Source organism: Streptomyces pluripotens, assembly GCF_000802245.2.
Classification (GTDB): domain Bacteria; phylum Actinomycetota; class Actinomycetes; order Streptomycetales; family Streptomycetaceae; genus Streptomyces; species Streptomyces pluripotens.
In genome coordinates this window covers 3,701,570-3,714,374 of sequence record NZ_CP021080.1, presented here as the reverse complement: position 1 = coordinate 3,714,374, position 12,805 = coordinate 3,701,570, and the positions used below count along the sequence as shown (strand labels likewise).

The 12,805-nt window shown below is 70.0% G+C and carries 14 protein-coding genes, 1 tRNA gene and 1 pseudogene; 13 read left to right on the top strand and 3 right to left on the bottom strand.

What is annotated here, in order from left to right; all coding sequences use genetic code 11:
* Nucleotides 1-383: 383 nt before the first annotated feature.
* Nucleotides 384-968: a DUF4232 domain-containing protein gene (locus tag LK06_RS16755; protein ID WP_078859074.1), complete on the bottom strand. Its 585-nt coding sequence runs from the start codon at nucleotides 966-968 to the stop codon at nucleotides 384-386.
* A gap of 84 nt (nucleotides 969-1,052) precedes the next feature.
* Nucleotides 1,053-1,548 (bottom strand): annotated as a pseudogene (locus LK06_RS16750) (ISAzo13-like element transposase-related protein); the annotation flags it as partial.
* 652 nt (nucleotides 1,549-2,200) lie between these two features.
* Here LK06_RS16750 and LK06_RS16745 point away from each other — a divergent pair.
* From LK06_RS16745 to LK06_RS16715, 6 genes are all read left to right on the top strand, one after another.
* Nucleotides 2,201-2,422, top strand: a complete 222-nt coding sequence (locus LK06_RS16745) for a CarD family transcriptional regulator (protein ID WP_039655175.1) — start codon at nucleotides 2,201-2,203, stop codon at nucleotides 2,420-2,422.
* Nucleotides 2,423-2,999: 577 nt separating this feature from the next.
* Nucleotides 3,000-5,432, top strand: coding sequence for a helicase-associated domain-containing protein (locus tag LK06_RS16735; protein WP_043435279.1), 2,433 nt, complete (start codon nucleotides 3,000-3,002; stop codon nucleotides 5,430-5,432).
* Nucleotides 5,433-5,509: 77 nt separating this feature from the next.
* Nucleotides 5,510-6,103 carry an HhH-GPD-type base excision DNA repair protein gene (locus tag LK06_RS16730; protein WP_039655177.1) on the top strand — a complete coding sequence of 198 codons (594 nt, stop codon included), beginning with the start codon at nucleotides 5,510-5,512 and terminating at the stop codon, nucleotides 6,101-6,103.
* Nucleotides 6,104-6,182: 79 nt separating this feature from the next.
* Nucleotides 6,183-6,860 (top strand): HdeD family acid-resistance protein, encoded by a 678-nt coding sequence (locus tag LK06_RS16725; RefSeq protein ID WP_039655178.1) that lies wholly within the window; start codon nucleotides 6,183-6,185, stop codon nucleotides 6,858-6,860.
* A gap of 321 nt (nucleotides 6,861-7,181) precedes the next feature.
* Nucleotides 7,182-7,478, top strand: a complete 297-nt coding sequence (locus tag LK06_RS16720; RefSeq protein ID WP_004943146.1) for a type II toxin-antitoxin system VapB family antitoxin — start codon at nucleotides 7,182-7,184, stop codon at nucleotides 7,476-7,478.
* Between the two features lie 94 nt (nucleotides 7,479-7,572).
* Entirely contained in the window at nucleotides 7,573-8,229 is a 657-nt protein-coding gene (locus LK06_RS16715; protein ID WP_078859069.1) for a LytR C-terminal domain-containing protein, read from the top strand.
* 81 nt (nucleotides 8,230-8,310) lie between these two features.
* Here LK06_RS16715 and upp read toward each other — a convergent pair whose 3' ends face one another.
* Nucleotides 8,311-8,946, bottom strand: a complete 636-nt coding sequence (gene upp / locus LK06_RS16710) for a uracil phosphoribosyltransferase (protein ID WP_039655180.1) — start codon at nucleotides 8,944-8,946, stop codon at nucleotides 8,311-8,313.
* Between the two features lie 95 nt (nucleotides 8,947-9,041).
* Between upp and LK06_RS35270 the strand changes: the two genes are divergently transcribed.
* The 7 genes from LK06_RS35270 (at nucleotide 9,042) to LK06_RS16675 (ending at nucleotide 12,661) form a co-directional block, all read left to right on the top strand.
* On the top strand, nucleotides 9,042-9,359 hold the full coding sequence (locus tag LK06_RS35270) for a hypothetical protein (protein ID WP_374208168.1): 318 nt from the start codon (nucleotides 9,042-9,044) through the stop codon (nucleotides 9,357-9,359).
* A 324-nt stretch (nucleotides 9,360-9,683) separates the two neighbouring features.
* On the top strand, nucleotides 9,684-10,211 hold the full coding sequence (locus tag LK06_RS16700; RefSeq protein WP_039655181.1) for a tRNA adenosine deaminase-associated protein: 528 nt from the start codon (nucleotides 9,684-9,686) through the stop codon (nucleotides 10,209-10,211).
* Between the two features lie 56 nt (nucleotides 10,212-10,267).
* Nucleotides 10,268-10,699 carry a tRNA adenosine(34) deaminase TadA gene (gene tadA / locus LK06_RS16695; protein ID WP_039655182.1) on the top strand — a complete coding sequence of 144 codons (432 nt, stop codon included), beginning with the start codon at nucleotides 10,268-10,270 and terminating at the stop codon, nucleotides 10,697-10,699.
* 56 nt (nucleotides 10,700-10,755) lie between these two features.
* Nucleotides 10,756-10,840 (top strand) — tRNA-Ser (locus tag LK06_RS16690).
* A 326-nt stretch (nucleotides 10,841-11,166) separates the two neighbouring features.
* On the top strand, nucleotides 11,167-11,346 hold the full coding sequence (locus tag LK06_RS16685) for a hypothetical protein (protein ID WP_039655183.1): 180 nt from the start codon (nucleotides 11,167-11,169) through the stop codon (nucleotides 11,344-11,346).
* Nucleotides 11,347-11,356: 10 nt separating this feature from the next.
* Nucleotides 11,357-11,650, top strand: a complete 294-nt coding sequence (locus LK06_RS16680; protein WP_039655184.1) for a Dabb family protein — start codon at nucleotides 11,357-11,359, stop codon at nucleotides 11,648-11,650.
* Nucleotides 11,651-11,824: 174 nt separating this feature from the next.
* Nucleotides 11,825-12,661: an RNA polymerase sigma factor SigF gene (locus LK06_RS16675; protein WP_234367612.1), complete on the top strand. Its 837-nt coding sequence runs from the start codon at nucleotides 11,825-11,827 to the stop codon at nucleotides 12,659-12,661.
* The last annotated feature ends 144 nt before the right edge of the window (nucleotides 12,662-12,805 follow it).

Genomic DNA, 12,805 nt, shown 5'->3' with positions numbered 1-12,805 from the left:
GTGTGCTGGGCGCGGGGGGCGCGGTGTCGGCCTGTGCCACTGCGGCGTTCCCCAGCGACAGCGCGGCACTCAGCGCCACGACAGCCCCGAGACGTATTCGTGTATCGAGCAATTCAGGTTCTCCAACTGAGGCAGGCCGAGAGGCGACACGAGGACGCCAAGGACATGCCACTACCGCAGAGCAGCGGGTGCACCGCTGCTACGGAGTCCGAAGCCTGATCTTCCGCCGACGGCCTGCGCCGCGCTCACAGCGCACCACAGCACCCCCGGTGCTATTCCCCCCGTGCCGCCATGCGGCGGCTGTCAACCGACCGTGGTCAGCGGTCGCAGCCGCCATGATCGCACGACAGGGGCGCGCGTACACCCGTTAAACCAGTGGCACCTCAGTGCAGTTGGGGCGCGCCCAACAGCGGGTCGTCGGGGCCGCACACCTGCGCCCGCACATGGTGCCCCCGCGCGTCGGACAGCTGCACGAGGGAGCCGTAGTCGTGCGCGGCGCGGTGCGGTGGCGTCACGGAGATACGAGGGTCGTTCTCCGCCAAGACGTCGCAGCTCTCGGACGGCGAGCCAACCGCGTCGTAGAAGACCGGGAACTCGATGCTGTGGCCCGGCTTCAGCACCAGATGGACCGGCGTGGACTTCTTCGGCTTCGCGTCGGCCGACGGTCCCTTGCCGACCCAGAATTCGAGCCCCGGGTAACCGTCGAAGGCGCAGGGCTTCGATCCCTTGTGCGCGGCGCTGAGCATCGCCGTCGGCGTATTGTGCGGCTTACCCGGCAGAAGGGTCATCTTCCAGCTCAGCTGGGACGATCCGCACGCGGCGGGATGAGCGTCCGAAAAGCCCTTGGACGGCTGGGTGGCGGTGTCGTGGTCTTTGCCACAGGCAGCGGCACCCATCAGCACCACCAGGCTGAGAACCGAGACCGCCAGTGTCCGCCGTGCCATGAGACTTCCCCCTGGTGAAGACATCCCTGCGGGACCCCGTGCCACCACTCCTGCCTCACCGCACAGAGAGATGCAGCCCCTCCCCGGGAGGTTCCAGACTCCGAGGGGCTGCCCGTCCCGGTCCGGGTGCCGGCTGCCCTCGATGGTCCTGGCGTTGCCCTGCAGGCTGAAGCCCTCCTCTCGCAGCAGGACTCCGACCGTGTCGGCCGAGACCCGGTGGCCCTGCCGGGTCAGCTCGGCCGCCAGGTTGCGCGTCGACTTCGTCGTCCAGCGCAGCGGCGACATCGGCCCCGCGCACATCCGGCTCCACCAGCGCCAGCAACGCATCGCGCAGACCGGGATCCAGGTCAACGACCCGTTTTCGTCCGCCGCCCGGCCGCCGGACGCGTCCCAGCGGAGGCTCCCCGGACTCGAACTCGCGCACCCCCAGCAACGCGGTCGCCTCCCGCACGTCGGCGGCCCGTGCGACCAACCTGGCCCCGCCATGCCCGATCGACCGCGCCTCCGCTCCCGACAACAGGCGACGCTGACGTTCATCGAGATGCGGCAGGATCGTCTCGGACTTCGCTGCCAGCGCGGCCTGTTGCTCCGACGCAATGCCCAGAGCACATCAACGCTCCACCGAGCGGGAAACCACGGGTTGATGATCTGCAATGGCCGTGAAGCCCCGTCAGGAGCTCTTGCTGACCCAACGCCCCTTGCAGGACGGGGCCGAGCGTGCGACGGACCCGATGCTCGGTGGTGTACGCGTCGTTGATCTCACCGGCGTACGAGGATCCGCAGCAGCTCGGCCCGCAGATCCCCTTCTTGCGGTACCCGCCGCATGCTGGTCGGCACGGGCGACGGTCAAGTGCACTGACAGGTCCCAGGTGATCAGTGCCTGGGCGTCGGCCCGAGCCTGCGTCTACTCGGAGATGCGGTGCCAGGTGCCGGGGCGCTGGGTACGCCGGAGCAGAGCCCTGGCCGCGATCAGTGCCTTCGTCGGGGGCAGCATCCCGCTCGTCGCGAAGCTCGGCGCCCACTGCGCGGGCCGCGGTCGACACGCTCGTCCTCGTGGTTGACCGACGTCGGCTGCACTTCGTCCCCCAATCGTGCCGGACACAGGGGCCAGCGCGGTCAGCGGCGGAATCGTCCGGTCCAGTTTCGCCTCGCCAGGGTTCGGAAAACCCCAGGTCAGCGAGGTGAAGCAGGGGTTTCCGTGCGGATCTGTGCCGACGGCCACAGCGAACGGGAAACGCGTACGCTCATACTGAGCTATGACAAAGCCTCCGGCGCCGAAGCGCCATCTGCCTACCAGCCCCTTCAAGGCCCCCGTCGCACCGGCTCCCAAACACTTCGCCGTGGGGGATCAGGTCACCCACGACATGTACGGCCTCGGCCGAGTGATCGGCATCGAGACCGGAGTCGCGGCACTCGTGGATTTCGGATCGGAGCAAGTGCGGATCTTGGTCCCGTACGCCAAGATGACCAAGCTGTAGGACCGCCGTGCCTCTCACGGCGCACCAGGCCCCTTCAGGGACCCGTAACGAAAGAGAGCCCTCTCATCGACCCGACATCGCTGTTTTCCGCCCTGGAAGGGCAACCCCGCTGTTCCACCGCAGCATCGCCGCCTCCGACGACCGACCCCTTCCGAGCCCCTGACTTCGGAGAAGACGGAACCTTGCCACCCGAGGACGCGAAGGAGCCCGCCTCGGGCAGACGTGCAGCGCGGCCCAAGGCCGCTTAGCCCCACACGAACGGTGATTCCGGGCAACTAGCCACGGACCGTCTCCCACGCAGCGGTCAGGACTGCCGCCGTTTCGGCTGCCGACTCGGCTGCCGTCTCATTCAGCCCCGTTCACCGTCGTTCTGGACGAGACCGTGTGCCGGGTCCTTCCCATGGCCCGGCCGTCCGTGAGCGCAGGTGAACGGCTGCCCGCGAACCACCGGCACCCGCCAAGGGGGAACCTGCCCTCAAAGGTCCCCGCGCGTCACGGGGATACGCGATCCTTGAATCCGGCGCCCGAGCTCCGGCCCCGCCGTCACGACCCCCTGGCTTCACGAGGTGCATGGCGCATGAAGTCCCGATCAACACTGGCGGCGTGGTTGCGCAGCCTTGGCGCCTCTCGTCTGGCGCACGTACTCGGAACTCGGCAGGACGCCGCGTTCCCACCGCAACCAGGCTCGGTGGGGGAACTCGCCGACCGCCTTCAGCGCCCGGGGTCGGTGGCACTGGTCCTGCCGCGGCTCGCGCTGCCGCATCTCCAGGTGGCCGAGGCGCTGGCGGCGCTTGGTGCGCCCGCGTCGCACGCCGCCCTGGCGGAACTGCTGGGAGCGGCGGACCCCGGATCCGCTCGTGACCTGGAGGCCGTGCTGGAGACGCTGGCCGATCACGCTCTGGTCTGGCCGGACGGCGCGGGGAAGCTCCGCATGGTCGCAGCGCTGCGGCAGGCATGGAGTACGCCCCTGGGGCTGGATGCCCCGCTGGGAGAACTACTCGCGGGCGCCACCTCCGAAGAGCTGCGCGTCATGCTGAGGGCGCTGGACGTCAAGCCGCCGGGCGCCAAGCCACAGCGGCTGGCCGCACTGGTGGAACACCACAGCGATCCGGAGCGGATCGGCTCCCTGGTCGCCAAGGCCCCTGCGGCGGCCCGGGACCTGCTCGAACGCCAGGCGGGGGCTGCGCCGGGAGAACCACCGCCGTTCATCATGTCCGGGTATCCGGGCCCGGACCCCGAACCGGGCGCTCGATGGGCGCTGGAACGGGGACTCCTGATCCAGGACCGGCACCGCCACGGTCCGGTCCGGATGCCTGCCGAGGTGATGCTCGCACTGCGTGGGCCTGGCTGGCACGCACCTTTCCACCCCCTCGTGCCTTCCGTGGAATTGGTGTCCGTGACCCCGACGGAGGTGGACCGCGAGGCATCAGCCGCAGCCACGGCGTTCGCCGCCCATGCCGCCTCGGTCCTCTCGGCCTGCTCGGCGACCGCGCCGACCCGGCTGAAGTCCGGCGGGATCGGTGCACGTGAACTGGCGCGGATCGGCAAGGTCGCCCAGGCCGACGGCAATGTGGTGCGCCTGACCCTGGAGACCGCCTACGCCGCCGGTCTGCTGGACCGGGACGGCGATCGCGTGGCACCCACCAAGGCGTACGACGTCTGGGCGGAACAGGACCCCCCGGAACAGTACGCCGTCCTGCTCACGGCATGGCAGAACCTGGCGCTCACCCCTACCGAGGCACGCGACGAAGACGGCAAGGCGCTCCCCGTCCTGGTCGGCGCACCGCCCTGCAACGGCTGTGTGCAGGCCCGCCACGGGCTGTTGGCCGCAGCCGCGCTGCTCCCGGTACGGCAAGGCGTGCGGGACACATCGGATCTGGGCCGCCTGATCGCCTGGCACCGCCCGCTCGCCGATTCATCGCCCCAGGAGGAAACGCCGTTCGCCGCCGTGATCCGTGAGGGCGAACTCCTGGGCGTGGTGGCGCGCGGTGCCCTGTCCGCCATCGGTATCCACCTGCGGACCGGCGACACGGAGGGGCTGGACGTCGAATGCCGACGGCTGCTGCCCTCGGCCACCGCGACGGCCCGGATCGGCGCCGACCTCACCGCTGTCGTCAGCGGCACACCTTCCGCGCGGCTGGCCTCGCTCCTGGACTCCGTCGCCGACCGGGAGACCAGCGGCACGGCATCGGTGTGGCGGTTCAGCGCCGGCAGTGTCCGCCGGGCCCTGGACGCCGGGCGCGTCCCCGAGGAGCTCACAGCTGATCTGACCGCTGTCGCCGCGGGGTCACTGCCACAGCCGCTGTCCTATCTGATCGCTGACACCGCACGCGGCCACGGACGCGTGCGCATCGCCCCCGCCGCCTGCGTCCTGCACGGCGACGAGCCAGCCCTCCTGGCCGAGCTCGCCGCCCACCGCAGGCTCGCCAAGCTCGGACTACGACAGCTGGCGCCCACGGTGCTGGTCAGCCGCAGCCCGCTGGACACGACCCTGGCCGCGCTCCGGGCCGAGGGGTACGCCCCCGTCGCCGAGACCGCCGAGGGCACGGTACGCGTCGAGGAGACCCGGCCCCGGCGGGCCACCACTCCCGTTCCGGCTCCGCGTGGATCCGGCGCGAGGGGCGGTGGCGGGATCGCCGCGAACCGCACGGTGAAAGAGCGCGCCGCCGTCGACCCGAGCACCTTGGCGGCCCAACTGCTGGCCGCCCCGCCGACGACCTGCGAACCGGCCTCGTCCGACGGAAGGGGCCCCTTCACCACGGAGACCGAGGAGATCGTCGCAGGATGGGCGAAGCGCCTGGTCTACAGCGACATCCGCCAGCTCGCGTATGCCATCGACGCCGGTCAGGCTGTCACCGTCGAGTACGTCGCGTCCTCGGGCAACCGGACCGTGCGCACCCTCAGCGGCCTCATGCTCGACCCCCCTTACCTCGAAGCCTGGTGCCACCTTCGGGACGCCGAGCGGGTCTTCACCCTCTCCCGCATCCACGGCGTCATGCCCGGACGGTGAGGAGGACACGTGCCCTGGGTGCCCGGAACTGGGTGGGCCGGCGCGCAGAGGGGGCGGGCACGCGGGATGATCGACGCATGGACGTCACTCTGCACCTCGCCCAGGACCCCGCGGCCGATGCACTGCTCGGGCGCTCCCCCCTCGCCGCGCTGGTAGGGATGCTGCTCGACCAGCAGGTACCGATGGAGTGGGCGTTCAAGGGGCCGCAGACGATCGCCGGCCGGCTCGGTACCGCGGACCTGGACGCGCACGAGATCGCCGCAATGGATCCCGAAGCCTTCGCCGCACTGCTCTCCGAGAAGCCGGCCGTGCACCGCTACCCGGGCTCGATGGCCAAACGCGTCCAGCAGCTGTGCCAGTACCTGGTCGGGCACTACGACGGGGACGCCGAAGCGGTCTGGCGTGGCGTCAGCGACGGGGCCGAGCTGCTGAAGCGGCTTCAGGCCCTGCCGGGCTTCGGCAAGCAGAAGGCGCAGATCTTCCTCGCCCTGCTCGGCAAGCAGCTCGGCGTCACGCCCGAGGGGTGGCGGGAGGCCGCCGGGACCTACGGCGAGCAGCACTCCTTCCGGTCCGTCGCCGACATCACCGGACCCGAGTCACTGGCCAAGGTACGCGCCCACAAACAGGAGATGAAGGCGGCGGCGAAGGCGGCGAAGGCCACGGCGAGGTAGCCGCACCAGAGCGGGCGGAAGGTACGCCGAGCGGCCCACCCGGGTGGCACGGCCGACCCGGCCGATCCCAGCATGGACCATGACCGAGGCACCCATCGGCGGCCCTGACTGGGGCCGTGAGTACGACGACCGGCACGTCCACGGTGCGCAGCCACTGGGCGGCAACCGCGAGCCCACCGAGCCCGAACCGCCGTTCGAGGGTCCACTGCACGCACTGTCCCGGGCCGCCTGGCAGGTTGTCCTGCTCACCGGGGCCGCCTCACTGGTCCTCGGTGTCCTGGTGCTGGTGTGGCCGAGCGCCTCCCTGGCCGTGGTCGGCGTCCTCTTCGGCCTGTACCTCTTGGTCAGCGGCGTCTTCCAGCTGGTGGCCGCCTTCGGCACGCACAAGACGACCTCGCTGCGCGTGCTGGCGTTCGTCAGCGGCGCCCTGTCGATCCTGCTCGGCCTGTTCTGCTTCCGCGGTCCCATGCAGTCGACCCTGCTGCTCGCCCTGTGGATCGGCATCGGCTGGCTGATCCGCGGGATCACCCAGACCCTGGCTGCCGCCTCCGACCCCCGGATGCCTGCCCGGGGCTGGCAGATCTTCCTCGGCGTCCTCACCTTCGCCGCCGGCATCGTGCTCATCGACTCGCCGTTCGCGTCGCTCGCCGTACTGACCCTGGTCGGGGGCGTCTGGCTGGTCGTGGTGGGGATCGTGGAGATCGTCACCGCGTTCCGCATCCGGGGCCGGGCGCAGCAGGTGCCTCGGACGGTGTGACCGGCGGGCGCGCTCCGCGCGCCGACTCCCCCCGGGACGCCTGTCCTTCTCGCCGGGATGTGCGGCCGGTCGGCCGCGCGGCACCGTGGGTACGTTCGAGCGGGCCGGCAACCGCACCGGACCGGATCAGCCGTGCGTCCCGCCCGGGTGCGGGGAGGTGTCCGCCTCGGAGCGACGGCCGACACAGCGGTTCCGCTGTCGCTCACCCCGGGCCCGCAATTTCCGTTAGCAGAGCGCATGTCCGCTTTGTTGCTTCTTTTTGGGCGCCGCACTCGGCCGCCATGGCTGCGCCCGGAAGGTCTTGACCGGTAGGCTTTCCGTGTGATCTTCAAGCGCATCGGAAACGGCCGGCCGTACCCCGACCACGGCCGGGAAAGCACCCGGCAGTGGGCGGACGTCGCGCCACGCCCGGTCCGCCTCGATCAGCTCGTGACCACCAAGCAGCAGCTCGACCTGGAGACGCTGCTGGCGGAGGACTCGACGTTCTACGGCGACCTCTTCGCGCACGTCGTGAAGTGGCAGGGCGATCTGTACCTGGAGGACGGCCTGCACCGCGCGGTCCGTGCGGCCCTGCAGCAGCGCCAGGTGCTGCATGCGCGCGTGCTCGAACTCGACTGACCCAGCGAGTGCCGTTGATCCTTTCGGGTTCCGCTGAGCGGCGTCGACTGATCATCTAATAGGCATCCCCGCTCAAGAGCACTACGCTGCGTTCATGAGCATGCTGACTCCCCCCGGCATGGGCGGCAAGTACCGGATCACAGGGGACAAATACCCTCGGATGCGCCCTCCCCGGCGACGCGGCAGGCTCGTGGCCGCCGTACTGGCATCCGCCACCGTGCTAGGCCTGATCGGCTGGGGCACCCTGCAGCTCATCGACGTCTTCACCGGCGGCAGGAAAACCGCGGCGGCCGGCCCCAAGGCCGACTGCCCGGACCAGGCCGCCGCGGCGACGCAGCTGAAGGACCTGCCGAAGCCCGGCCAGATCACCGTGAACGTCTACAACGCCACGACTCGCGCCGGGCTCGCCCGGGACACGGCGGCCGAGCTGAAGAAGCGCGGCTTCACCATCGGTGACGTGGGCAACGCGTCCAAGCAGTTCGACAAGAAGACCAAGGGCACCGGTGTTCTCCTCGGCCCCGTCTCCGCACAGAACACCTCACTGCCCGTGCTGGCCACCCAGATCGCCGGTGCCGAGCGCCGTACCGAAGCAGGCCGCAAGGGCGCTGCCCTCGATCTGATCCTCGGCGACGGCTTCAAGGGCCTGACGAAACAGGCGACCGCCGACCAAGCACTGGCCAAGCTGACCGCGCCCGCGCCGACGACCACCACAAAGAAGGACTGCCGCCCCGGCGCCAAAACCGCTCGGTGACGGACTGCCCGGGCGACGGCCCCCGGTGACCGGGGGCCGTCGTTGGACCGCGGCCTGCCCGCCCACCGGGCAGGCCGCGGTCTACTCGGCCGCTCCGTACAGCCGGTCGCCCGCGTCGCCCAGGCCGGGGACGATGTAGCCGTGCTCGTTGAGGTGGTCGTCCACCGCCGCCGTGACGACCTTCACCGGGGTGCCCGCCAGCTCGCGCTCCATGATCTCGACGCCTTCGGGGGCGGCCAGCAGGACCACCGCGGTCACCTCTTCGGCGCCGCGCTTGATCAGTTCCCGGATTGCCGCGACCAGCGTGCCGCCCGTGGCCAGCATCGGGTCGAGGACGTACACCTGACGGCCTGAGAGGTCTTCCGGCATGCGCGTGGCATAGGTGGAGGCCTGCAGGGTCTCCTCGTTGCGGATCATGCCCAGGAAGCCCACCTCGGCCGTCGGCAGCAGCCGCACCATGCCGTCCAGCATGCCGAGGCCGGCCCGCAGGATCGGCACGACCAGCGGGCGCGGGCGGGCCAGCTTGACCCCGGTGGTGGCGGCCACCGGGGTCTCGATGTCGACCACCTCGGTGCGCACGTCCCGCGTGGCCTCGTAGGCGAGCAGGGTGACGAGTTCGTCGGCGAGCCTGCGGAAGGTCGGGGAGTCCGTGCGCTGGTCGCGCAGCGTGGTGAGCTTGTGGGCGACCAAGGGGTGGTCGACGACGTGGAGACGCATGCCCCTAACGGTACCTGCGCCCCGCACCCCCCTGGTGCTTCCCTCGAACCGCCTGTTCGAGGGAGAGTGGAGGGGATGGACTGGGGTGGTGAGACGTGCCTGACCTGCCTGACCCTGCCAAGGGCGCGCCCGGGGATGCCGAAGGCGCTGCACACACCAGGGACACCGCAAACACCGAGAACCCGGGGACCAGCAGAGACCCGGCCGACCCCGCGATACGCGACGCCGGGCCACCGGACTCCACCGGCTCCGGCCCGACGGCTCCCGAGACGGATGCCGAGCGGCGCCGGCGCCGCGCCCAGTTCCTCCGCGACCTCGCCGAGGCCCGCGCGCTGCGCGCCCGGGTCCAGCCGCGACGCGCCAAGGCCGCCCGGCTTCGACACGCGATGCGCATGAGGACGTTCCGCTGGTAGGCAAAGGTGCCTTGAGCAGGACACAGTGGGGCAATTGCCGCTAGGGAAGATCCACGCCCACGTCGGCGTTTGCACGCTGGGTGCGCATAGTCGGCTGGCAAAGCCGCGTACGATCCGCAGGTGGCGGTAACGAGCGCACTGGTGGGGCGATGACGGATCCACCATCGAAACAGCCAGACACAGCGAGCCGAAGACGCCCCCTGAACGCCTAGTTTCTGCCACGATTCCGAGTGGGCGGGGCTTGGAGCCCAGGTTCCGTCCGCCCACGTACCTCCGCCGGGGGGACCCCCAACCGGCACGCCTCTGACCAGTGGGAGAGTCACGGTGTACTTCGCCGCACTGCTCGCGCGCACCGAAGACGGGTGGGAAGCGAGCGATACAGAGCTCGACGATGTGGAAACCCTGTCGGATCTGGCTGACCTGGCCAGGGAAGCCAATCCCGACGAGGACACGGTGCTCGTCCTGATCGAGCAGGAGGACGCCTGGTTCGGTGTCGTCCGCGTGGACGGCGAGGACGACCCTCGCATCTACGTCTCGGACGCCGCCGCAGCCGTACGCAGCGCCTACGGTGAGCTGCTGCTCACCGACGAACTACTCGGCCGGGAGCCCGGTGCCGACGACGGCCCGGACCTGGATTCCCTGAACCTCGACGGCACGGAGGACGGTGAGTCCGAGAGCGACGAGGACAGCGCCGACCCCGACGCGGTGCCGCACAGCCCGGTGGGCGACAGCCGGATCCTCGACGACCTGGGCATCAACGAGAAGGAGCTGCACACCTTGGGCGCCGAGGACGCGCTGAGCACGATCGCCGAGGCCCTGGGCGCCTCGGACGTACTGGAGACCGTCCGCTGACCGCCCAGGACGCCGCCGGCCCGCCGGACCCGGTACGCGACCACTGGCGGGCGGCGATGCGGCTGGCCTTGGGCGAGGCCGCGCTGGCTGGCCGCGGCGGAGACGTCCCCGTCGGCGCCGTGGTGTTGTCCCCGGACGGCACCACGGTGCTCGCCACCGGGCACAACGAACGCGAGGCCACCGGCGATCCAACGGCGCACGCCGAGGTGCTCGCGCTCCGGCGGGCAGCGGCCCGGCTCGGGGAGTGGCGGCTGGCCGGCTGCACACTGGTGGTCACTCTGGAGCCGTGCACGATGTGCGCGGGTGCGATCGTGCAGTCCAGGGTCGACCGCGTGGTCTACGGTGCCCGGGACGAAAAGGCGGGCGCGGCCGGCTCCCTGTGGGACCTGGTCCGTGACCGCCGGCTCAACCACCGACCGGAGGTCATCGAGGGCGTCCTCGCGACGGACTGCGCTCAGCTCCTCACAGAGTTCTTCCGAGAACGCTGAGTCGCTCTCGCCAACCGATTTCGAACCAGGTGCCACCTTGCTGTAGGGTCTCTCTCGGTAGCGTGTCCGAGCGGCCGAAGGAGCTCGCCTCGAAAGCGAGTGTGGCGCAAGTCACCGAGGGTTCAAATCCCTCCGCTACCGCTCGAAGGAGGGTCCCGTCGCAAGGCGGGGCCCTTTCTCGTACTCCCTCCAGACGGCTGCGCCGGTAAAGGCGCTCAAGTACCCACCCTCTTCCGGGAGTACGACCGCCAGCACCACGCACCGACTCCCGCGCCCGGCCTGCGGATTCCTCACCGCTCCTACCGGGCCGAGCGCCCTCCATCCCCCCCCGCCCACCCCCGAGCAGCTCACACAGCCCCGGCAAAAGACCCGGGCCGGCGGGCCGTTGGCGCCGCAAAAGGGGCGTGAAGGTTACACTCACGGCCGGCAGGAGGGGCCCACGGGGGCAAGGCACAGGGGAGGCTACGGTGGCGATGAACGCCAAGAGGATCGCCGTGTACGTGCTCGTGGTCTTCGCGCTGTATGTGATCATCACGGACCCGGCCAAGGCCGCCGACTACGTCCAGGTAGTATTCCAGGGCATATCGGACGCGGCCAAGGCCATCGGTGACTTCATGACCTGGGTCGCCGACGGAGCGAAGAGCTGAGGTACATCCCATGATCCGCCATCTGGTCCTCTTCAAGCTCAACGAGGGCGTCGAACGCGACGATCCGCGGGTCGTGGCCGGCGCGGCGGCCTTCCGGGCGCTCGGCGGGCAGATCGAGGAACTGCGTTTCTGGGAATGCGCCTGGAACATCAGCGACCGGCCGATCGCCTACGACTTCGCGATCAACTCGGCGGTCGAGGACACCGACGCCCTCACGCGCTATCTGGAGCACCCAGCGCACCAGGCGGGCGTAGCGCTCTGGCGCGAGTTCGCCACGTGGGTGATCGCCGACTACGAGTTCTGAGCCCTCCGCCACAGCAGCCCCTCGCCGCAACGGCGGGGGGCTTTCCTGCATCCTGAACCCCAACTTGTCAGAGTTTGGCCACAACACGACGTTATGCGGTGCTTGCACACAGTGCACATGTCTTGTGATGCTATGACCGCTTTTGACGGATGATTGACCGATGAAGAGGTGGCGTTGACCGTGTCGGCCAGTACTGCGCCGCCCCAGGAGGAGGCGCCCGCCCCGACTCCCCCGGCTCCCGAAAAGCGCCGCGGCGCCGACACCCGGGCGCTGACCCAGGTGCTGTTCGCCGAACTGAAGCAGCTCAAGCCGGGCACGCCGGAGCACAACCGGGTACGAGGGGCACTGATCGAGGCGAACCTCCCGCTCGTGCGCTACGCGGCCGCCCGCTTCCGCTCCCGCAACGAACCGATGGAGGACGTGATCCAGGTCGGCACCATCGGTCTGATCAACGCCATCGACCGCTTCGACCCGGACCGCGGTGTGCAGTTCCCGACCTTCGCGATGCCGACCGTGGTCGGCGAGATCAAACGGTACTTCCGGGACAACGTCCGCACGGTCCACGTACCACGCCGATTGCACGAGCTCTGGGTACAGGTCAACAGCGCGACCGAGGACCTGACCACCGCCTTCGGGCGCTCGCCGTCCACCGCCGAGATCGCCGAGCGGCTGCGGATCAGCGAGGAGGAGGTGCTGTCCTGCATCGAGGCGGGACGCTCGTACCACGCCACCTCACTGGAAGCCGCGCAGGAGGGCGACGGGCTGCCCGGCCTGCTGGACCGCATCGGCTACGAGGACCCGGCCCTGGACGGGGTGGAACACCGCGACCTGGTCCGACATCTCCTCGTTCAACTCCCCGAACGGGAACAGCGAATCCTCCTGCTGCGCTACTACAGCAATCTCACCCAGTCACAGATCAGCGCGGAACTCGGCGTCTCCCAGATGCACGTATCGCGGCTACTCGCGCGTAGCTTCCAACGGCTGCGATCCGCAAATCGGATCGACGCATAGCGACCGCCGACCCGGTGCACAGCAGGCGTGCGACCGATGCATAGCGGGCGCATGGAAGCACGGCCCGAACAACGCTGCATCGCAAACTCGAACGAGCGGTAACCGTCACGAGCGAATCGCTCACCAGGGCACTTCCCCGAAGTT